This is a genomic window from Devosia sp. Leaf420 (assembly GCF_001425445.1).
Lineage (GTDB): Bacteria > Pseudomonadota > Alphaproteobacteria > Rhizobiales > Devosiaceae > Devosia.
The window spans coordinates 359,653-380,177 of the sequence record NZ_LMQU01000011.1 but is presented as its reverse complement, the minus strand read 5'-3'; the positions used below and the strand labels follow the sequence as shown (position 1 = coordinate 380,177).

The 20,525-nt window shown below is 60.8% G+C and carries 18 protein-coding genes; 14 read left to right on the top strand and 4 right to left on the bottom strand.

Going from position 1 to position 20,525, the window contains the following annotated elements:
- The first annotated feature begins 4 nt into the window (after window positions 1–4).
- The 14 genes from ASG47_RS12740 (at window position 5) to ASG47_RS12675 (ending at window position 15,409) form a co-directional block, all read left to right on the top strand.
- Entirely contained in the window at window positions 5–1,042 is a 1,038-nt protein-coding gene (locus ASG47_RS12740; protein ID WP_082511728.1) for an ABC transporter ATP-binding protein, read from the top strand.
- Window positions 1,035–1,871 (top strand): ABC transporter ATP-binding protein, encoded by an 837-nt coding sequence (locus tag ASG47_RS12735; protein ID WP_061909562.1) that lies wholly within the window; start codon window positions 1,035–1,037, stop codon window positions 1,869–1,871. The genes ASG47_RS12740 and ASG47_RS12735 overlap by 8 nt, the downstream gene beginning before the upstream one ends.
- 35 nt (window positions 1,872–1,906) lie before the next feature.
- The gene (locus tag ASG47_RS12730; protein ID WP_061909560.1) at window positions 1,907–2,881 is read left to right on the top strand and encodes a mannonate dehydratase; all 975 of its coding nucleotides are present in this window, start codon (window positions 1,907–1,909) and stop codon (window positions 2,879–2,881) included.
- A complete protein-coding gene (locus ASG47_RS12725) occupies window positions 2,878–3,714 on the top strand; it encodes an NAD-dependent epimerase/dehydratase family protein (protein ID WP_200940920.1) in 837 nt (278 codons plus the stop codon). The genes ASG47_RS12730 and ASG47_RS12725 overlap by 4 nt, the downstream gene beginning before the upstream one ends.
- A gap of 95 nt (window positions 3,715–3,809) precedes the next feature.
- Window positions 3,810–4,871: a LacI family DNA-binding transcriptional regulator gene (locus ASG47_RS12720; RefSeq protein WP_320408922.1), complete on the top strand. Its 1,062-nt coding sequence runs from the start codon at window positions 3,810–3,812 to the stop codon at window positions 4,869–4,871.
- Between the two features lie 2 nt (window positions 4,872–4,873).
- A complete protein-coding gene (locus ASG47_RS12715) occupies window positions 4,874–5,887 on the top strand; it encodes an ABC transporter permease (RefSeq protein WP_082511727.1) in 1,014 nt (337 codons plus the stop codon).
- Complete coding sequence (locus ASG47_RS12710) at window positions 5,887–6,786, top strand: carbohydrate ABC transporter permease (RefSeq protein WP_061909556.1); 900 nt, start codon at window positions 5,887–5,889, stop codon at window positions 6,784–6,786. The genes ASG47_RS12715 and ASG47_RS12710 overlap by 1 nt, the downstream gene beginning before the upstream one ends.
- A gap of 225 nt (window positions 6,787–7,011) precedes the next feature.
- Entirely contained in the window at window positions 7,012–8,445 is a 1,434-nt protein-coding gene (locus ASG47_RS12705; protein WP_082511726.1) for an extracellular solute-binding protein, read from the top strand.
- Window positions 8,446–8,658: 213 nt separating this feature from the next.
- Window positions 8,659–9,831: an ADP-ribosylglycohydrolase family protein gene (locus ASG47_RS12700; protein WP_061909554.1), complete on the top strand. Its 1,173-nt coding sequence runs from the start codon at window positions 8,659–8,661 to the stop codon at window positions 9,829–9,831.
- Between the two features lie 38 nt (window positions 9,832–9,869).
- The gene (locus ASG47_RS12695) at window positions 9,870–11,969 is read left to right on the top strand and encodes an ADP-ribosylglycohydrolase family protein (protein ID WP_061909552.1); all 2,100 of its coding nucleotides are present in this window, start codon (window positions 9,870–9,872) and stop codon (window positions 11,967–11,969) included.
- A gap of 18 nt (window positions 11,970–11,987) precedes the next feature.
- A complete protein-coding gene (locus tag ASG47_RS12690; protein WP_061909550.1) occupies window positions 11,988–13,043 on the top strand; it encodes an ABC transporter ATP-binding protein in 1,056 nt (351 codons plus the stop codon).
- Entirely contained in the window at window positions 13,040–14,233 is a 1,194-nt protein-coding gene (locus tag ASG47_RS12685) for a CaiB/BaiF CoA transferase family protein (protein WP_061909548.1), read from the top strand. Before ASG47_RS12690 ends, ASG47_RS12685 begins: the two co-directional genes overlap by 4 nt.
- The gene (locus tag ASG47_RS12680; protein WP_061909546.1) at window positions 14,230–15,051 is read left to right on the top strand and encodes an HpcH/HpaI aldolase/citrate lyase family protein; all 822 of its coding nucleotides are present in this window, start codon (window positions 14,230–14,232) and stop codon (window positions 15,049–15,051) included. The genes ASG47_RS12685 and ASG47_RS12680 overlap by 4 nt, the downstream gene beginning before the upstream one ends.
- A 97-nt stretch (window positions 15,052–15,148) precedes the next feature.
- A complete protein-coding gene (locus tag ASG47_RS12675) occupies window positions 15,149–15,409 on the top strand; it encodes a hypothetical protein (protein ID WP_061909544.1) in 261 nt (86 codons plus the stop codon).
- Between the two features lie 91 nt (window positions 15,410–15,500).
- Here the strand turns inward: ASG47_RS12675 and ASG47_RS12670 are convergent, their stop codons facing one another.
- The 4 genes from ASG47_RS12670 to ASG47_RS12655 form a co-directional block, all read right to left on the bottom strand.
- On the bottom strand, window positions 15,501–16,802 hold the full coding sequence (locus tag ASG47_RS12670; RefSeq protein WP_061909542.1) for a hemolysin family protein: 1,302 nt from the start codon (window positions 16,800–16,802) through the stop codon (window positions 15,501–15,503).
- A 114-nt stretch (window positions 16,803–16,916) separates the two neighbouring features.
- Window positions 16,917–18,563, bottom strand: a complete 1,647-nt coding sequence (locus ASG47_RS12665) for an MGH1-like glycoside hydrolase domain-containing protein (RefSeq protein ID WP_061909540.1) — start codon at window positions 18,561–18,563, stop codon at window positions 16,917–16,919.
- Entirely contained in the window at window positions 18,560–19,618 is a 1,059-nt protein-coding gene (locus tag ASG47_RS12660; RefSeq protein ID WP_061909538.1) for an ABC transporter ATP-binding protein, read from the bottom strand. Before ASG47_RS12660 ends, ASG47_RS12665 begins: the two co-directional genes overlap by 4 nt.
- 10 nt (window positions 19,619–19,628) lie before the next feature.
- Window positions 19,629–20,513, bottom strand: a complete 885-nt coding sequence (locus ASG47_RS12655; RefSeq protein WP_061909795.1) for a carbohydrate ABC transporter permease — start codon at window positions 20,511–20,513, stop codon at window positions 19,629–19,631.
- Window positions 20,514–20,525 lie beyond the last annotated feature (12 nt).

Genomic DNA, 20,525 nt, shown 5'->3' with positions numbered 1-20,525 from the left:
TCCCATGGTTTCTCTGGTCATGAATTCCGCAGCGAGCGCTAAATCGGCCGCACCATCCGCCAGCCAACCCGTGCTGCGCGTCAATAATCTCGAAGTCACCTATTATACCGATCTCGGCCGCGCCAAGGCACTCGACGCCGTTAGTTTCAGCCTCAAGGCCGGACAAAAACTCGGCATGGTGGGCGAGTCAGGATCGGGCAAAAGCACCCTGGCTCTCGCCATGATGCGCATGATCAAGCCGCCCGGCCGCATCGAAGGCGGCCAGGTCATTGTCGGCGATACCGACCTCATGAGCCTCACCGACGAAGGCATGCGCGCCGCCCGGCTCGATAAGATCGCCTATATTCCGCAAGGCGCAATGAATTCGCTTAATCCGGTCATGCGGATCGGGGCGCAGATGATCGACGCGGTCCGCTCGCACGTCCGCGGCGAGCGCGGTTCGGCCATTGAGGATCGCTGCACTGCCGCCCTGCGGTCGGTCGATCTCGATCCCGGCGTCTTCCGCATGTACGCACATGAATTGTCGGGCGGCATGAAACAGCGCGTCTGCATCGCCATCGGCATACTTCTCCGCCCAAGCGTCATCATCGCCGACGAGCCGACGAGCGCGCTCGATGTGGTGACGCAGCGGCAGGTGATGGAAACCATCAACCGCGTGCAGGCCGAGATCAACGCCGCCGTCATCCTTATTGGCCACGACATGGGTCTGATGGCGCAGGCGGTGGATCAGGTTGCCGTCATGTATGCTGGGCGGCTCGTCGAGATGTCGAGCGTGCGCGAAATGTTCACCGATCCCAAACATCCCTATTCGCAGGCGCTCATTTCCTCGCTGCCCAATCTCGATACCAAGGGCGTGTTCCGCGGCATTCCAGGGCTTGCGCCCTCGCTGCTGCGCCTGCCGAGCGGCTGCGCCTTCCATCCACGCTGCCCGCATGGGCACGAGGAACTGCAACGTTCTGTCCGGCCGGAGCCAGTCACCTTGCCCGGTGGCCGCATGGTCGCCTGCCATCTCTATAACGAGGACGGTCATCGCCATGGGTGAAAACCTGCTCGAAATCCGCAAGGTCTCAAAAGTCTACCAGCGGGGTCTTCTCAGTTCGAAAGCGACGGTTGCGCTCAAGGAATTTTCCCTGACGCTCAAGGAGGATGAGCCCACCATTCTGACGGTGGCCGGGGAATCCGGCTCGGGCAAGACGACGCTCGCCATGCTGCTGCTGGGCTTTATCACTGCGACGACAGGCGAAATCCTTTATCGGGGCAAGAACATTGCCGGGCTCGTCGGCAAGGAGCGGATGGCCTATCGTCGCGAGGTGCAGGCGGTATTTCAGGATCCGTTTGCTGTGTTCAATCCCTTCTACACCGTCGACCACCTGCTCACCGTGCCGATCCGCCAGTTCAAGCTCGCCAAGTCCAAGGCCGACGGCGTGAGGCGGATGGAAGAGGCACTAACGGCGGTAGGGCTGCGTCCGGAAGACGTGCTTGGCCGCTTCCCGCATCAACTCTCGGGCGGCCAGCGCCAGCGCATCAATGTCGCCCGGGCGCTGTTGCTGAAACCGCGCCTCTTGATCGCGGACGAACCCGTCTCGATGGTGGATGCTTCGCTCCGCGCCAATATCCTGGAATCGCTGCGTAATCTTCATCGCGATCACGGCGTATCGATCATCTACATCACCCACGACCTGACCACGGCCTATCACGTCGCTGACGATATCGTCGTGCTCTACAAGGGCGATGTGGTGGAAAAGGGCGATGTCGAGAGCGTCATTCGCAACCCGCAGCACAGCTACACGCGCCTCCTCGTCGACTCTATCCCCTGGCCCGATCTCAACAAGAATTGGGGCGAGCCGCTCAAGCCGCGCGAGACGGTCTAGCCTGCGTTTCATCACCTCATCCGAAGTTTTGCCAGATGCTTGAAATCGCTGAATTCATCAGCCCTACGCCCTCGCCGGTCTGGAAGCTTGCGCTGCAGGCGGGGGTTAATCTTGCCGTGGGCGGCTTGCCGTTCGACAGCCTCAAACCCGGCGAACGCCTGGGTGACCTCGCGCCGCTGACGCGCATGAAGCAGACCTACGAAGACGCAGGTTTCGAGCTTCGCGTCATCGAAGCGCGTCCGCCGCTCAACAAGGCCAAGCGCGGGCTGGATGGGCGGGACGAGGAGATCGATGTCGTCTGCACACTTCTTGAAAGCATGGGCAAGCTCGGCATCCCCGTCTGGTGCTATGAGTGGATGACCGATTTCAACTGGGTGCGCACCAATATGGCGACGCCCTCGCGGGGCGGCTCAGTCGTCACAAGCTTCAATGCCGCTGACGTCCCGGAAAACCTGACCAGTAATCCTCCGATCAGCGAAGAAGAGCTCTGGACCAACCTTGAATATTTTCTCAAGCGCGTGCTGCCCGTCGCAGAGCGAGCAGGGGTTAAACTCTCCATGCATCCCGATGATCCGCCGATCACGCCCATTCGCGGCGTCAGTCGTATCATGCGCACGGTCGACAACTACCAGCGGCTCGTTGAAATAGCGCGAAGCCCGATGAACACGATCACGCTGTGTCAGGGCAATTTTACCCTCATGACCGACGACCTACCTTCGGTCATCCGAAAATTCGGCAAGACGATTTCCTTCGTCCATTTCCGCGATGTCAGGGGCGTGCCGACGCAATTCGAAGAAACCTGGCACGATGCCGGCAAGACCGACATGCTCGCCTGCATGAAGGCCTATCGCGACATCGGATTCGACGGCGTCTTGCGCCCTGATCACGTGCCGACGGTCGAAGGCGATAGCAATGACAATGCCGGCTATTCCGCCTTCGGTCGCCTCTACGCCATCGGTTACATCCGCGGCCTCCACGAGGCTGTCTATGCAGAAAGCCAGCTATCATGAAGATTGCCATCACTGGGGCCAGCGGGGGCATAGGCCGCGCCATCGTCGCCCTTGCCGAAGAGCGCGGCCATAGCGTCGTCGGCATCGACCGTGTCGAGCATCCCGACGTCGCCGCCAATGCACAGCGCCGGTTCGTCCTCGCCGACATGGGGGACTATGAAACGTTGCTCCAAGCCTTTGCGGGCTGCGATGCCGTGATCCACATGGCCGCCATTCCCTCGCCCGGCCGGCATCCCGATCATATCGTCCACAACAACAATGTCGTCGGCAGCTACAATGTGCTGCAGGCGGCTGCAGACAACGACATCCTGCGCGTCTGCCAGGCATCGAGCGTCAATGCCATCGGTCATGCTTTCAGCAAGGCCCCGCACTACGATTATTTCCCGATCGACGAAGATCATCCCAATTACAGCGAGGACCCCTATAGCCTCTCGAAATGGATCTGCGAGCAGCAGGCCGACGCCTTCGTGCGCCGCTATCCCGGCATGACCATTGCCAGCCTGCGCTTTCATTTCGTCTGCGAAGATCGCTCCGTGGCCAAGGGCTACTATGACCCGTTCCCGGAAAAGGCCCGGCACCTCTGGGCCTATACGCGCCGCGACGCCGCTGCCGACGCGTGTCTTCTGGCGCTGGAAGCCAAGTTTGAAGGCCACGAGGTTTTCTACATCGTCGCGCCTGATACGATTTCTGACGTGCCGAGCCGATCGCTCGCGGAAGAATTCATGCCTGACGTCGCGATCAAGGGCGTATGGGATGGCCGCCAGAGTTTTTTCAATTCGCAGAAGGCCGAACGTGTCTTGGGCTGGCATCATGGCCACGTTGAAGAGGGCTGAACAAGATTCAACGTTTTTTGGGGGCGATTGACAATGGTAGCCTTGCGGCGGTAACGTTCCCATAGCGTAAGAGGCCGATTACGGCTCGTGTGGGGATGGGTATGGGAGCGAGCCGGACGCGTCGGCCGACCATTGTTGATGTTGCCGAGCGGGCTGGGGTGTCTAAGAGCACTGCGGCGCGGGCGCTGGCGGGTTCGTCCAATATCACCGAGGAAACGCGGGAGCGGGTGGTCAAGGCGGCGGCGGCTGTGGGCTATGAGCGCAATCATCTGGCGGTCGGCATGCGGTCGGGGCGGAGTGGGATGCTGGGGCTCGTGATCCCCGATATCGCCAATCCATTCTGGGCCGATGTGGCGCGCGGCGCGCAGGATCGTGCGGCGCGGGCAGGGGCTTCGCTCCTGGTTTTTTCATCCGACTGGGACCCCAAGGCTGAGGCGACGCATTTGCAGACGCTGCGCCGGGCGCGGGTCGATGGGGCCATCGTCAATCCGGTCTCGGACAGCTTCGATGATCTCGACCGCTTCGGCATGCCTTGCGTTTTCATCGGGTCGAGTGCCGAGCGCTATCCCGATGTCTCGAGCGTCGGTTCGGATATTACCCAAGCCGTGCGGCTCGGTCTCGATCACCTGGTTTCCAAGGGACACAAGGCGCCGGCGCTGATCCTCGGGCCGAAGTCGCGCCTGGCGCGGGCGCGGTTTTTGCGGGCCGTGCATGAGCATTTCGTTGAGCGCGATCTCGATCCGGGCGTGCTCGCAATCGAGGACGGGGAATATACGGTCGAAGGTGGGCGCGAGGCGATGAAGCGCCTTTTAGCGCAACCGCGCGTCGGGCATCTGGCGGTTTTTGCGGCCAATGACATGATGGCGCTCGGCGCCATGATGGCGGTGCGTGACGCCGGGCTTGATTGCCCGCGCGACGTTTCCATCCTTGGCTTTGACGGCATTCCCTCGGGCGAGTTTGCCTGGCCTGGGCTGACGACGGTTGCCAAGCCCGGGCGCGATATCGGCGAGCGGGCGGTAGAAGGCCTTTTCGACGAGATAGAACACAAGCCGGAACACCGGCGCATCTACATGCCGTGCCGATTGATAGAGCGAGGCTCACTCGCCGATCTGTCGGTCACGACGCCCCGGCGCGTAGCAGGGGCAGGGAGGAACTGATCATGGTTGCCAAGGATGGGCAGAAGATCTCGGCTGTACTTTCAAATGGGAACGTTCCCGCTTTAGGCGCAGTAGTCGGTGGAATTGGCGGTGGATCGGGTGCCATTCCGGTAACATCGAGCGGCAATTTCCGCGCTGGCCTGCGTCAGTGGTGGCCCTATTACGCAATGATGGCGCCGGGGCTGCTGTTCTTCTTCATCTGGCACTATGTGCCGATCTGGGAGGCCAAGATGGCCTTCGAACAGGTCCGCATCATTCCGCCCAATATCTGGGTCGGCCTCAAAAACTTTCAGCAGCTTTTTTCTTCGCCGATTTTCTATTCTGTGCTTGCCAATACGCTGATCATTTCGGGCATGAAGATCCTCTTGGTCTTCCCGGTGCCAATCATCGTGGCGCTGCTGCTCAATGAAATTCGCAATGGCAAATTGCGGGGCGTGATCCAGTCGGCGATCTATCTGCCGCACTTTTTGAGCTGGGTGGTGATCGCGGGGGTCTTCATCGCGCTCTTGTCGCCGACCGATGGCGCCGTCAATCAGATCCAGCAATCCATGGGGTTCGGCACGACGAACTACCTGACCAATACCGGCACGATCCGCTGGGTCTTGGTGATTTCGGAAATCTGGCGCTCGGCCGGCTGGGACAGCCTTCTCTATCTTGCTGCGATCTTTGCGATCGATCCGCAGCTTTATGAGGCGGCGGAGATGGATGGGGCCAATCGCTGGCAGAAAATCCGGCACGTCACCATTCCGGGCATCGTGCCGACCATTGCTACGCTGTTCATTCTCAACATGGGCATGTTCCTCAGCGCTGATCTCAACCAGATCATCAACTTCCAGAACGACGTGAACGCTTCGACCATCGATATCCTCGACACCTATGTCTACCGACTGGGGCTTTCGACGGGTGAATATGCGCTGGCGACGGCGGCGGGTCTCTTCAAGGCGGTGATCGGCATGGTCCTCGTCGTCACCTCTCATCTCGTCAGCAAGCGGCTGACCGGCAAGGGAGTGTGGTGATGTTCGGTCAATCGCGCCGTACCCCGCTCGAGCGGGTCGAATATGTGCTCATCGTTTCGACGCTGCTGCTGCTCGTCGTCTTTACTCTGCAGCCATTGCTGAACCTGCTTGCCCTGTCCTTTACCGATCCGAGCAAGGTCGCGGGTTTTTCGGGCCTCTCGATCGTCCCAGACGGGTTTTCGACCGATGTCTGGACCCTCCTGTTGCAGCATCCCAATGTGCAGCGTGGCCTCTTCAACTCGATCTGGATGACGGCGACGAGCGTTTGCATCGGCGTCATGGGCACGGCGCTGATGGCCTGGGGCATGTCGCGGCCTGGGCTGCCGGGGCGGAGGCTGATCTTTATCCTCGTCCTCGTCACCATCGTGTTCGAGCCGGGCATCATTCCCGACTATTTCTTGATGAAGCGGCTGGGCCTGCTTAACACGCCCTGGTCGGTGATCATGTATAAGGCGATCAGCGCCTGGTACCTGATCATCCTCATCCGCTTCTTTGAAGAGATCCCCAAGGAACTGCTCGAAGCGGCCGAGCTCGATGGCGCCAATCCGTTCCAGACCTTCTTCATGGTCGTGCTGCCCCTGGCCAAGCCCGCGCTGGCAACAATCGCGCTCTTCTATCTCGTCCTCCATTGGAACGAGTTTTTCCGCTCGATGATCTATCTCAACGACCAGAGCAAATGGCCGCTGCAGGTGGTGCTCCGTCAGTTCGTGATCGAGGGCGACAAGATCGCCATCGTCGGGGCGAACAATGCCAACAACAATATCGGTATCGCCCAGATCAACATCCGCGCGCTCAAGGCCGGGATGATCTTCATCACCATCCTGCCGATCCTCGCGATCTATCCGCTGATCCTCAAGTTTTTCACCAAGGGGACGATGTCGGGGGCGCTGAAGGGATGACAGGTTTTGGACTCGGTGTTTGTGGCTTCACCCCCTCCCTTCCTCCCCCATCAAGGGGGAGGAAGGGAGGGTGGATGGGAACTGCGAGGAGCAAGGCCCCCTCACCCGCCGCTTCGCGTCGACCTCTCCCCCAGAGGGAGAGGTGAAGGGCGTGCCTGGTAACGAGCCAGAACCAAAGAATTCCGCGCAAGCGGTGACGACTAAAAACAACGGAGGAGTAGTGCAATGACACTGAAGAAACTGCTTTTAGCGACGACGGCGATGGCCGTTCTGGGTTCGGCGGTTGTGCCGGCCATGGCACAGACGACGATCCGGCTGGTGAGTAAGGACCTGCTGACCACCAATCCCGATGACGTCAAGGAAATCGAGGAAATCGAGGCCGCGCTCAAGGCGCAGGGGCACGATATCGATATTCAGACGGTCGACCTGCCGGGCGGCACTTCGGCCTATGTCGATGCGCTCGGCGTGATGCTGCTCTCGGGCGATATCCCTGATATCATCTATTTCCAGGGTGGCGACCAGAAGATGGCCGAGCAGGGGATCCTCGAGGATCTCAATCCGTGGATCGAAAAATCCGAGCATATCAAGGCGGCGCTCTGGCCCCACAATGTCGAGCGCCTCGCCAACTATCCCTACCTTCTCTACATCTATCCGCCGCGCGCGCCACAGCCGGTGATGCGCAAGGATTGGCTCGACCAACTTGGGCTGCAGCCGCCCAAGACCGTCGAGGAATACGAAGCGCTGTTCCAGGCGATCCATGATGCCGATCTCGATGGCGACGGCACGAAGGGTAATACGCTGGGCCTGACCGGGTTCGGCAATACCAACGAACTCGATTCCATCTTCAACCAGGCGTTCGGCGTGACCGGCACCTGGATGAAGACCGCGGATGGCGCTTGGGTCAATTCGCGCGTTACCGATGCCGAAAAGGCAAAGATCGAATTCTATGCGCGGCTCGCGGAAAAAGGCCTGTTCGACAAGGAATATGTGACCAACACGTTCGACGTGAAGGAAGACAAATTCTACACCGGCAAGGCTGGCGTGGTGTTCGGCTCGTCGCCGGAAGTGATCGACATCTATTCGGGCAAGATGCGCCAGGCCCATCCGGGCGAAAATATCGAACTGACGCTGCTGCCTATTCCGTCGGGTCTCGGCGGACAGGGGTTGGCGGCGCTCGATGTCTCCAAGGAATCGCGCGGCTGGGCGATCTCGTCCATTTCCGAGCATAAGGACGAGGCCTTTGCGGTGCTCGATTTCATGGCGTCCAAGGAAGGCCAGGACATCGACCGCATGGGCTTTGAGGGCGTGCATCACACAACCGATGCCAGCGGCGCGGTAACGTTTACCGACCAGATTTCGACCTGGTATGCCCGCTTCTTCAACGCTGCCAATTGGGAGCCACCGGTGCCGCTGCTGTCGGCAACCGGCCAGGCTGCGCTCGACACGATCAAGGCCAATTTCGTCGCAGACAATGCCTTTGTCTGGCCGGCCGAATATGCAGCGGAAGTCGACGCTGCCGAGCAGGTCTATCGCTCGTGGGTCGCCAAGTTCATCACCGGGGAAGCCTCGCTCGATCAGTGGGACCAGTTCGTCAGCGAATATAACGCTGCCGGTGGCCAGCGCATGGCCGAGTATGCGGCGACGGTGCTCGGCCAGTGACCAAGGCCCGCTGGCAAGATACGGCCAAGGCCACGGAAAGGCACCTCCCCCTTTGACGGGAGAGGCTGGGAGGGGGTGCGGGGGCCGCGAAGTCGTGGCTCTCATCCCCCCTCCCTGACCCTCCCCGCCAGGGGGAGGGTGTCGACTGAAATTTCACGGCAAAGCCGGGTGAAAGCCCGGCGCCAATTAGAATGACAAAAGTCGGAACCTGACATGACACCAACCCTCTCATCCCGCATTCGCGGCATGCTCCATGGGATCGCTCTGGGCGATGCCCTGGGGGCGCCGGTCGAAAAACTGTCGGCGGCAGAGATCCGGGCGCGCTATGGGCGGGTGACCTCGGTGATGACGCGCTGGCACAAGATGGACCTGCCGCCCGAGCAGCGGAACCATCGGGTGCGCGGGGACGGTATCGTCACGGACGATACGCTGATGACCCTGGCGATGATGGACATCTATGCCGAGGTGGGGCGCCATCTCGACGCGTGGGACATGGCTGACGGGATGGTGCGCCAGATCGCCTGGACCAAGCGCTGGGTGCCCGAACTGGGGCGCGAAGCGATGTTGATCGATCGCCTGTTTTATCCCGAAAAATGGATTTTCCAGCGTCATCAATTGTCCAATTGCGACCCGCGCCAGGGCGGCATCGGCAATATGGTGAACTGTGGGGCCGCCATGTATATCGCGCCGATCGGAGCGACGAATGCGGCTGATCCCAAGGCTGCTTACGACGAGGCGATCGCTTTCGCCTCGGGGCATCAGGAAAGCTATGGGCTTGAGGCGGCCGGCGTTATGGCCGCGGCGGTGGCGGCGGCTTTTGTGCCGGGCACCACGATCGACCAAATCGTCGATACGGTCATCGGGCTCGCCAAGGACGGCACGCGAGCAGCGATCGTCGCTATCGCCGACGAGGCGCGGCGGTTGCGGGGCACAGGTGCCGATCATGCCGAGGTTTGCGAGGCGTTTCATGCTGCTATCGCGCGCTTTTCAGTGATGGGCGATGACGTCAATCACAGTGCCGACAAAGCGGGGCGGGTGAGCGACGCCTATCGGCCGAGCCGCCTCCTTTCCATCGAGGAATTGCCGCTGGCGCTGGGTTTTTGCCTTTTCAATCGGGGGGACTTCCGCCTTTCGATCGAAGACGGGATCAATTCGGGGCGCGATACGGATTCGATCGGCGTCATGGCCGGGGCGATCCTTGGGGCCATGCATGGTGAGGCCGTGATCGATGAAGGCGAGCGCGACCAGATCGATGCTGCCAATCGCCTGACGCTGACGGCCTCGGCCGATGCTTTCTCAAAAACCGTGGCCGCGATCATTGCGGCTGACCGCGCAGCCCAGGCCCAACGCGATGCGGCACGCGCCGCCCTTTTCGAGCCAGCGTAATCGCTGGCCTTCCCATCTTTTGCCAAGAAAGACGCCGAATGCTCTCTGAAATCCAAATCCTTGAAAAGATCTATGCCGGCTTTATCGGCAAGGCCATTGGCGTGCGCCTCGGTGCGCCCGTCGAGCCGACCATCTGGAGCTATGAGCGCATCCAGAAGACCTATGGCGAGGTGACGCAATATCTGCGCGACTTCAAGAATTTCGCGGCCGACGACGACACCAATGGCCCGGTCTATTTCATCCGGGCGCTGCGCGACTATGGGCTCCAAGCAACGGCTGAGGATGTGGGCAAGACCTGGCTCAACTATGCCGCCGAGGAGCATGGCATGTATTGGTGGGGCGGGTTCGGGGTGTCGACCGAGCACACCGCCTATCGCAACCTCCGCGCCGGCATTCCCGCGCCGCAATCAGGCTCTATTGCGCAGAACGGCACGACGGTGGCCGAGCAGATTGGCGGGCAGATCTTTATCGATAGCTGGGGCTGGGTGAACCCGGGCAATCCGCAGCGGGCGGCGGATATGTCGGCCGTGGCGGCGAGCGTTGCCCATGACGGCGACGGGCTCAATGGCGCACGGTTCTGCGCGGCGGCGATTGCGGCGGCGTTCGAGGCCAAGAGTATCGAGGAGATCATCGAGACGGCGATGGGAACGATCGATGCAGGGTCGACCTATGCTCGGGTGTGCCGGGCGGTGATCGATTTTCACAAGGCCAATCCGGACAATTGGCGTGCGTGCCGCGACATGCTGACGGCCGATTGGGGCTATGACCGCTATCCCGGCGTTTGCCACATCATCCCCAATGCCGGCGTGACGATCATGTCGATCCTTTATGGCAAGGGTGACTTGCCGCGGACGGCCGAGATCGCGACCATGGCGGGCTGGGACACGGACTGCAATGCGGGCAATGCGGCGGCGATCGTCGCGACATTCCAGGGTTTGCATGAGGGTTGGGACAGGTATCGCAAGCCGATCAACGATTTCCTCGTCGCTTCGGGGATCGTGGGGACGATCAACATCGTCGATATTCCAAGCTTTGCGCGGGAGCTGACGGTTCTGGCGCTGCAATTGGCGGGGCGCGACGTGCCGGCGCTGTGGCAGGAGGATTTCACGCGCCGCGGGTTGCGGTTAGATTTCGACCTGCCGGGTTCGACGCATGGGTTCCGGACCGAAGGGTTCAACCAGATTTCGCTGAAACACTCGGACGAGCGGCATGTCGAGGGGTCGCGCGGATCGCTCGAAATCCAGCTCGATCGGCTCGAGCGCGGGCAGGGCGGGCGGGTGTTTTGGAAGCCGTTCTATCGGCGGAGCGATTTTGACGACGAGCGCTATCGCCCGATGTTTACCCCGGTGGTGGATGCGGGGCAGACCGTGTCGTTCAAGCTCTGGCTCGATCCGTGGAATGGCGACGGCAATCTGCGGGTCGCGCCCTATGTGCGGCGCACGATGAGCGGGGCGATCGAGGAGACGGGCGCCTGGCATGTGCCATCGGCGGAAGGCTGGCAGGACTATAGTTTTGTCGTGCCCGAGGGTGTCGAGGCGATCGACGAGATCGGGATTTCGATCGAATATTTTGGCCGGGTCAAATTCCTTGGCCGGCTGTTCCTCGCCGATTTCAAGGTCGAAGGCGCGGGGCATACCGTGATCGAGCCCGAGACCGAAGTGCAGGAATGGGGCGCCATTTCGCGCTTCACCTTCAATCGCGGGCACTGGACCAAGAGCTTTGGCCGCATCCAGGGGCATACGGCGGGAGACGCCGATATGTGGACCGGGCACTATTACGCCAAGGATGTCACCGTAAAGGCCGATATCCAGCGCCTGTCCGGCGCATCGCAACTGGTGACGGCGCGCGTGCAGGGGACCGGGCGGTTCTATGCGGCAGGGTTCGAGGGCGACGAGGTCGTCATCCTCAAGGAAGATTTCGGATCGACCGTTCTGGCACGGGCGCCGTTCAAGGCGGACATGGGCAGGAGCTACGAATTCTCGTTTGCCGTGGCGGGCGATCGGCTGAGCTTTTCTGTCGATGGCCGCGAGCTGATCAGCGCGACGGACACTTCCTACGAATACGGCATGGCGGGCGTGCGGCTGGCTTCAGCCGGGCGGCTTAGCATGGGCCGGTTCGAGATCATCGAAGCGGCGTAAGCCGGTAAGGAGACCAGCATGTCGGAAATCGAACTCAAGCATGTCGGCAAACGCTATGGCACGGTGAGCGTGCTCGAAGACATTTCGCTCGAAATGGGGGATGGCGAATTCGTCGTGCTGGTCGGGCCATCGGGCTGCGGAAAATCGACGCTGCTGCGGATGATTGCGGGCCTTGAGGACATCACGGCGGGCGAGATCACAATCGGGGGCAAGGTCGTCAACAATATGCCGGCCAAGGAACGGGACATCGCAATGGTGTTCCAATCCTATGCGCTCTATCCGCATATGAAGGTCGCCGACAATATGAGCTTTTCGCTCCGGTTGGCCGGCACGTCCAAGGCCGAGATCAAGGCACGGGTGGCTGAAGCGGCATCGATCCTTGGGCTCGAAAACCTGCTAGATCGTTTGCCGCGCGAGCTGTCGGGCGGGCAGCGGCAGCGTGTCGCCATGGGCCGCGCCATCGTGCGCAATCCGCGGGCGTTTCTCTTCGACGAACCGCTCTCCAATCTCGATGCGAAGCTGCGCGTTAAAATGCGGGGCGAGATCAAGCGCCTGCATCAGCGCTTGGGTAAAACCATGATCTATGTGACGCATGACCAGACCGAGGCCATGACCATGGCCGACAAGATCGTCGTGCTCAATGGCGGCCGGATCGAACAGGCGGGGGCGCCGCTCGAGCTTTATAACAACCCGGCCAACCTTTTCGTCGCCGGGTTCATCGGCTCGCCGGAGATCAATCTCTTCGATGCGCGTTATGAGGGCGGGAGCGAGGTGCAGGTTGGTGGCGAGGCCCTGCCGATCGGCGCGCCGCTCGATATCGCGCCGGGCACGGACGTGGTCTATGGCGTGCGGCCGCAGCAGATCGCGGTCGGGGCGGTGGGTGTGCCGGTCACAGTGCAGATCGTCGAGCCGACAGGCGATGCGCAGGAAGTGCTGGCGCGATTGGGCGAGAAAGATATTTCGGTGGTGGTGCGCGACCATGCGCTCTTAAGTCCAGGCGAGCAGATTAACCTCGTCATCGACCCCACGCGCATCTTCATCTTTGACAAGGCGACGGGGCTGAGGTTGCGGTGACTTTTGCGCTCAAGCGGTTCAACCCAAGTGCGACCGGACCACTCGATGGCATAAGGGTGCTCGACCTCAGCCGGTTGATGGCGGGCAATATGCTCAGCCTGCAACTGGCTGATTTTGGCGCCGATGTCATAAAGATCGAGCCGCCTGAGGGTGATCCCTTGCGCGACTGGAAAGATGATGGGCATTCGCTGTTCTGGAAGACCTATGGCCGCAACAAGCGCTCGGTTATGCTGAACCTGCGCGAGGTAGCGGCGATGGATGCGCTGTGGCGGCTGGTTGAAACAGCGGATGTGTTTATCGAGAATTTTCGGCCCGGCACGCTCGAAAAGATGGGACTGGCGCCGGACAAGCTGCTGGCGCGCAATCCGGATTTGATCCTCGTGCGGATTTCGGGTTTTGGGCAGACCGGGCCCTATGCGCATCTGCCCGGGTTTGGCACGATCGTCGAAGCAATGAGCGGCTTTGCCGATCGCACCGGATTTCCCGATCGCGAACCGGTCCTCCCGCCGCTGGCGCTGGCCGACATGATTGCCGGGGTCTATGGCGCCTCGGCAACGATGATGGCGCTTTATGCGCGGCAGGCGGGAACGGCGCGGGGGCAGGTGATCGACCTGTCGCTACTTGAGCCGATGTTCTCGGTGCTCGGGCCGGAAGCGGCGATCCACGCGGTGACCGGCAAGATCAAGCAGCGGGTGGGCAGCGCTTCGAATACGGCTTCGCCGCGCAATGTCTACAAATGTGCCGACGGCAAATATCTGGCCCTGTCGGGATCGACGCCGGCAGTGGCCAAGCGGATTTTTGAAATCATCGGGCGGCCCGAGATGATGAGCGATCCGCGCTTTGCCACCAATTCCGACCGTGTGAAAAACCGCGCTTTGGTCGACGCAGCGATTGGCGACTGGTTCGCCACACGCGCGAGTGCGGACGCGCTCGAAACCATGCGGCAGGCTGGGGCGACCGTCGGGCCGGTCTATAATATTGCCGACGCGATGAGCGATGCGCACTTTGCCGAGCGCGAAATTGTCGTCGATGTCGAAGACGAGGGTTTTGGGACGCTGCCCATGCACAATATCGTGCCGCGAATGTCGGCAACGCCGGGCGTCTGGCGGCGGCCGGCGCCGGCTTTGGGCGAGCATAATAACGAGCTTCTCAGTGAGAATCCCGCGACTTTGGAGAGTGGCAAAGAATGATGCGCTCGCTGCTTTACGTGCCGGCCCATGCCGAACGGTTTATCGCCAAGGCTCATGAGCGCGGTGCCGATGCCGTCATTCTCGATCTGGAAGATGCCGTGCCAGAGGACGCCAAAGATCGGGCGCGCGATGGGCTTTCAGAGACGGTTGCTGACGTGCGGCGCGGTGGCGCCGAGGTGCTGGTGCGGATCAATAGCGGTGAGCGGCTGGAAGAAGACGCATTGGCTGCGATTACGGCAGGCGCTGATGGTCTCTATGTGCCGAAAGTCAGAAGCCGGGACGACCTCGTGGTCCTTGATGGCTTGCTCACGCCCGCTGAAGACCGTCTTGGCAGAGCGAGTACCAGGGTTGTAGCGCTGCTTGAAGATATCGGCGCGGTGCTCGATGCACGCTCGATCGCCAAGGGGCCGCGGCTTTTGGGTTTATCGGTTGGTGGCGAGGATCTGGCGCTTTCGCTTGGTGCCGAGCCGACGCCTGAGGTTTTGAAGCTTCCCAAATTGCTCGTTCATTATGCCGCGAAGGAACATAACCTGATGTCCTTCGGCATGTTGCGCTCGACGGCAGACTATTCCGATCTCGATGGCATTGCAGCTGCAGCCCGGGAAGCGCGGGACCACGGCTTTGATGGCGCAACCTGTGTCCATCCCGCCGTCGTCCCGGTCCTCAATGCCGAGTTTTCACCAAGCCCGGCGCAACGGGCATGGGCGGAGCGGGTGGTTGCCGAGGCCGAGGCCGGTGAAGGCGCCTTCCAGATCGATGGACGGATGGTCGACGCCCCCGTCATCGCGCGAGCGCGTTCGCTGCTTGCTCGAGGTTAGGCAGGAGCAGCTAATCAGCTCTTGGGCCAAACGTGATCGACGTGTTTGCAACTTAATTCAAAGTGGTTGCTTTCCCTGCCAATTGGCGGGGTAAATTATGATTGAGTATGAACGGTTAAGGCCTGACGAGCGAACCCCTTGGGACGCCGTGGTGGTCGAGGTGACGCAGATTTTCGGTCGCAGCGTTGCCGATGTTGCCGCGGTAGAGCAGATCGCGTGCGTGCCGGTGCCGGTCCGTCAGGCGCTGCAGGATGCAGAGAAGTTGCGCGACCAACTCAATCTGAAGCGGATCGTCGTCCGTATCGCGGATGAGGGGCTTTGGAACCCGGAATGGGGTCACCTAGCGCTTAAGCCCTAGTGATTTGAATTCTGGCTGTCTCGTCGGCAGCTCGAGACAGTAGAATTTGCATTGAAGCAGATGGATGCCTGCTTCACCGCCGCGCTGGCGTCTAGCTTTTGACTTTACTCACCTTCGTGACCAAGAGCTGGTTGAGCCGCATTTTGTCGGCATCGACGACCTCGAAGAGATAGCCGGCAGCCTCGACCTTATCGCCCTTGCGGGCTGCGCGGCGAAGGCGATGAACGATGAAGCCGCCGATGGTTTCGTAGCTCGCTTCAGGCTCGAGATGCTTGACCCCTAGTGCGCGGGTGACGTCGACGAATGGAGCGACACCATCGATGAGCCAGCTTTGTTCATCGCGCCTGAGGATGGCCTGTTCTTCAAATGGATTAGCGAGGCCCTGCATAAGCGCGCCCATCAGGTCCTTGAAAGTGACAACACCAACCACGTGGGCGTATTCGCTGACGACCAGCGCAAAGCCGGTGTTCTGCGCTTGAAACTCAGCCAGCACTTCCCAGACATTGAGCGTATCGGGAACCGACAACACATCCCGCTTTGCCGAGGCAAAATCGACTTCACCGTGTTTGTCGATGACAGTGGCGAGGACGTCTTCCGCGCGGACACAGCCGATGACGACATCGATGCTGCCGTCGCAGATCGGATAGTGGGAGAAGGGGCGCCGTCTTACCTTGTCCTGCTGGACCTCGTGGGGATCGCGGATATCGAGGAAGACGATATCGTCGCGGATCGTCATCACCGAAGTGACGCTGCGCAGCTCGAGAGACAGCACATTTTCGATCAGGCGCTGCTCGTTCTTCATCAACATGCCGGAGGCTGCGCCACCCGCAAGGATCATACGAAAATCCTCGGCGGTCACCTCGTCGGCCGTCACCTTGGCGTCGATATTGAACCAGCCGATGATGACATCGGAGAGCTTGCCAAAGAACCAGACCAGTGGCCTCAATACCTTGACCGCACCTTCCGGAAACCAGACCAACGACAGCGCAATCTGTTCGGGCACCAACATGGCGATGCGCTTGGGCGTGAGATCGGCCAGCAGGACAAAAAGCAGGGTGACGGCCAGGAAGGCGAGAACCGAACCGATCGCCAGGGCTAGTTCCGGTGGAGCGCCGAGAAGTTCGAGGCCTCCGGCAAAGAGTGGGCCGAAGGCGTCGTGTCCTAAAATACCGGCCAGAATGGAGACGGCATTGGTGACGATCTGGAGAGCGGTCAGAACATTGCCGGCATCCGCGCGTAGCGCGACAAAGCGGAGCGCTTTGCTGTTACCAGCTTCCGCGAGAGAGCGTATCCGAAGATCGCGCGCGGCAGCAAACGCGATCTCGGACAATGAAATGAGAACGCTGACACCGATAAGGGCTATGATCAGCAGGACGCCGAGGACTGGGGACATGGTGATCTCCGGTTGCCCGCTTCACCTACAGCCTAAAAGCGAAAATGCCCATAGCGCGGTGCAGGGTGTGCTTGCGGAGCGACCATCTCAGAGGTGAGAACGCTCTGATGCATCTTATTGATATTGAGGCAGCACCAAGCCGGGGCCGCTGGGTTCTGCGGCGTTTCCGTTCGTCAATGTCAGTTTTGAGTTTGGAGACAAAGAGAGTGGGATGTCTTCGCCGTCAAAAGTGATCGTGCCTTGGATGGGACGGGCCGACAAACCGGTGACTGCACGGATTTGACCGGTTCGATCAAGGGTCACGCGCGTACCGCTGGGGAAACGGCAAAGGAGTTCGCCGTCGCGACAGATGGTGCCGTCGGCTTCCGTATTGACCAGTTCGAAGCGAATGCCGTCCACCGTTCGGGCATAGGCGGTTTCCCAGAGCTCGTGCTTGTGGAGGACTGGTTTGGGCAGAAGGCTCGTGAACCATACGGTGCCATCGGGTCGCGGGAGGATGCCCGACAGGCGCTCGATGAAATCGAGGAGGGTCAGGATCGAGGGAGAATATTTCTCGGTAAAGCCAGCCGCGCCGGTGAAGGGATTGAGCGTTTGCGGGAAGCGATCGGCATCGACAAGGGCGGCGAGGGTCGGCTGCATGATCCAGGTCAGTTCGGTGTGATGGCCGTGGTGCTCGAAGGCGTGGGGCGTGCGGATGAGCGAGAGGAAGTTGCTCGGACCGGCCCAGCTGTTTTGCGCGAAATTGGGATCGAAACGCGGATCGTCGAGCGCGATGGATGTCAGCGGGAATTTGGCGAAGAATTTGCGGGTGTTGAGCAGATAGCGTTCAAGCGCGGTGCGGAACTGGTCAGCTGTGCCGATCTCGCAGGCGAGGACGCGGAGCAGCACGTCGGACTGGATGCGGACCAGACGACCGTGGCGGTCGCGGTCATAGAAGAAGTGGTCATCGGCGTCGAAGCATTGCGCGAAGAGGGCGGCGCGGCTGGCTTCGGACTTTTCTGTCCAATCGGTACCGGTTTGGCCGATTGTCTGCGCCATGAGGCTGAGATAGTGGCGCTGGCAGGCGACATTGGCGGTCAGGTCCGGGGCGATGAAAGGCAGGATTGGGCTGTCGGGATCGCAGCGCGTCGGGTCATTGCCGAAGGGGCTGTCGGGGACGTGCCAAAAGCGCGAGGAGAGGTCGTGGCCGGTATCGTAGGTCGAAAAGGCTTCGACGGCGCCGGTGCCGAGCGTGTCGCGATGGGTGGCGAGCCAGGTGTCGTAACGGGCCATTGACGCGGCCATATGGGTTAACCAGGCGTCGTCGAGGCCATTAAGGTGGTAGTGGTTCCAGACGGCGCGGGCGAGGGGGCTGACGAGCTGGATCTGGTTGAAGGCGGGGCCGGCGGGAGTGAGCTTATAGGGGAAGAGGCCGTCCTTGCGCTGGTGATTGGCGAAGGCGGAGAAGGTGGCCGTTGCTATCGAGGGCAGGAAGCGGCTGAGGATTTCGGCATTGATGGTTCCGGTGCTTTCGAGCCAGCAGCCGTGATAGATGCCGCCCTCGTGGAGGATCGGGGTATCGTCGGCGGCTGGGGCGATGCAGTCGAAGAGTTCGCGGACCGCCTGATAATAGCGGTCGGTGAGGCGTTGACTGCTCGAGGCGAAGGCGACGCCTGACGCCAGCCACTCGTCGAGCAGTGCCCCATCGGCGGGTTTTGCCAGCGGGCCGATGAGGGACGCGGTGTGCTGACTGCGCAGCGTCTCGAGAAGGCTGGAGGTCACGCAGGAACCTCAATGCGCGCGCCATCGGCGTCGAAAAAGTGAGCATCGCGGCCGTTGAGGCCCAGGGTGACTTTGTCGCCGCGGGTGTGCTTGGCGTGGCCCGGGGCTTGGGCGAGCACGGTTTGTCCATCGGCCAATGCCACATAGACGAAAAGTTCGCTGCCTAGATACTCGACGAGGGTGATTGTGCCTTCAATTTTGACGTCGCCCGGCTCGCCGATGCGCAGGTGCTCGGGGCGGATGCCGACGGTGACGTCGCCGGGAACGACTGAAATGGGCAGGGTGCCAAAGCCTGTGAGGTTGACGCCCCCGGCGGAGGCTGTCCCCTTGATCAGGTTCATCTTGGGTGAGCCGATGAAGCTCGCGACGAAGAGGTTTTTGGGGCTGTTGTAGAGCTCGTAGGGCGTGCCGACCTGTTCGAGATTTCCCTTGTTGAGCACGGCGATCCGCGTTGCCATGGTCATGGCTTCGGTCTGGTCGTGGGTGACATAGATCATCGTCGTGCCAAGGCGATTGTAGAGATTGGCGAGTTCGACGCGCATCTGGACGCGCAGTTCGGCATCGAGATTGGAGAGTGGTTCGTCGAAGAGGAAAAGCTGGGGTTCACGGACGATGGCGCGGCCGATGGCGACGCGTTGCTTCTGGCCGCCGGAAAGCTGGCGCGGCTTGCGGTCCATCAGTTCGTTGATCTGGAGGATGCGCGCCGCCTCGGCGACGCGGCGATCGATCTCGGCTTTCGGCATGCGCAGATTTGAAAGGCCGAAGGCGAGGTTTTTCCGGACGCTCATATGCGGGTAGAGCGCATAGGACTGAAAGACCATCGAGAGATTGCGCTGGCTCGCAGGCAGGTCGTTGACGATGCGATCGCCGATGCCGATCGTGCCGTCGGTGATGTCTTCAAGCCCGGCGATCATACGCAAAAGGGTGGATTTGCCGCAGCCCGAGGGGCCAACGAGGACGAGAAATTCGCCCGACTGCACCGCAAGATCGATGCCGTGGACGACTTCGAAACCGGAATAGGATTTGCGAACCTGGCTGAGGGTGACAGATGCCATGGAAGCCTCTTTACTTTAGTCCGCTCATGGCAATGCCGCGGATGATCAGACGCTGAAAGATGATGAAGAACAGGATGATCGGCAGGATCGAGAGGATCGACATGGCGAACATCGGGCCATATTGGCTGACGCCGTCGGAGCTGATGAAGCTGCGGAGGGCGAGGGGGACGGTGTAGTCCTCGATATCGTTAAGATAGACCAACGGCCCGAGGAAATCTTCCCAGGTCCAGATGAACGAGAAGATCGCGGCGGTCGCCATGGCCGGCAGCGAGAGCGGCATGATGATGGCCCAATAGATCTTGAAGGGCGAGCAGCCATCGATCATCGCCGCTTCATCCAATTCGCGCGGCAATTGGCGGAAGAACTGGATCATGAGGAAGATAAAGAAGGCATCGCCCGCGAGAAACCGCGGCACGATGAGGGGCAGGTAGGTGTCGACCCAACCGAGGTTGAGGAAGAGCAGATATTGGGGAATGAGGACGACGTGATAGGGGATCATCAAGGTCATCATCATCAGGGCGAACCAGAGCGTCTTGCCTGAGAATTCGAGCCGCGCGAACGCGTAGGCGGCAAAGGAACACGAGATGACGTTGCCGATCACCGAGAGGACGGTGACGACGGTCGAATTCCAGAAGAAGCGCGTGAAGCTAACAGGAAGGGCGTTCCAGCCGGCCCAGTAATTCTGCCATTGGAATTCGCTGGGCCAGAGGCTGAGATCGCCAAAGATCTCATTGTCTGGCTTGAGTGAGCTCGCGAGCATCCAGATCAGCGGATAGACCATGATCAGCGAGGTGATGATCAGAAAGATATGCTTGAGAAAGGCCGAGCGCTTGGCGCGGGCTTCCTTGGCGGCGCGATAGGCGCGGGCGATGTCGGCAGTCGATTGCGTGGGCATGGTTGTTTCGCT

Bases quoted from the DNA above. Each gene is read 5' to 3' on its own strand.
- ASG47_RS12740 (WP_082511728.1), top strand. From the start codon at position 5: ATGGTTTCTCTGGTCATGAATTCCGCAGCGAGCGCTAAATCGGCCGCA.
- ASG47_RS12735 (WP_061909562.1), top strand. From the start codon at position 1,035: ATGGGTGAAAACCTGCTCGAAATCCGCAAGGTCTCAAAAGTCTACCAG.
- ASG47_RS12730 (WP_061909560.1), top strand. From the start codon at position 1,907: ATGCTTGAAATCGCTGAATTCATCAGCCCTACGCCCTCGCCGGTCTGG.
- ASG47_RS12725 (WP_200940920.1), top strand. From the start codon at position 2,878: ATGAAGATTGCCATCACTGGGGCCAGCGGGGGCATAGGCCGCGCCATC.
- ASG47_RS12720 (WP_320408922.1), top strand. From the start codon at position 3,810: ATGGGTATGGGAGCGAGCCGGACGCGTCGGCCGACCATTGTTGATGTT.
- ASG47_RS12715 (WP_082511727.1), top strand. From the start codon at position 4,874: ATGGTTGCCAAGGATGGGCAGAAGATCTCGGCTGTACTTTCAAATGGG.
- ASG47_RS12710 (WP_061909556.1), top strand. From the start codon at position 5,887: ATGTTCGGTCAATCGCGCCGTACCCCGCTCGAGCGGGTCGAATATGTG.
- ASG47_RS12705 (WP_082511726.1), top strand. From the start codon at position 7,012: ATGACACTGAAGAAACTGCTTTTAGCGACGACGGCGATGGCCGTTCTG.
- ASG47_RS12700 (WP_061909554.1), top strand. From the start codon at position 8,659: ATGACACCAACCCTCTCATCCCGCATTCGCGGCATGCTCCATGGGATC.
- ASG47_RS12695 (WP_061909552.1), top strand. From the start codon at position 9,870: ATGCTCTCTGAAATCCAAATCCTTGAAAAGATCTATGCCGGCTTTATC.
- ASG47_RS12690 (WP_061909550.1), top strand. From the start codon at position 11,988: ATGTCGGAAATCGAACTCAAGCATGTCGGCAAACGCTATGGCACGGTG.
- ASG47_RS12680 (WP_061909546.1), top strand. From the start codon at position 14,230: ATGATGCGCTCGCTGCTTTACGTGCCGGCCCATGCCGAACGGTTTATC.
- ASG47_RS12675 (WP_061909544.1), top strand. From the start codon at position 15,149: ATGATTGAGTATGAACGGTTAAGGCCTGACGAGCGAACCCCTTGGGAC.
- ASG47_RS12670 (WP_061909542.1), bottom strand. From the start codon at position 16,802: ATGTCCCCAGTCCTCGGCGTCCTGCTGATCATAGCCCTTATCGGTGTC.
- ASG47_RS12660 (WP_061909538.1), bottom strand. From the start codon at position 19,618: ATGGCATCTGTCACCCTCAGCCAGGTTCGCAAATCCTATTCCGGTTTC.
- ASG47_RS12655 (WP_061909795.1), bottom strand. From the start codon at position 20,513: ATGCCCACGCAATCGACTGCCGACATCGCCCGCGCCTATCGCGCCGCC.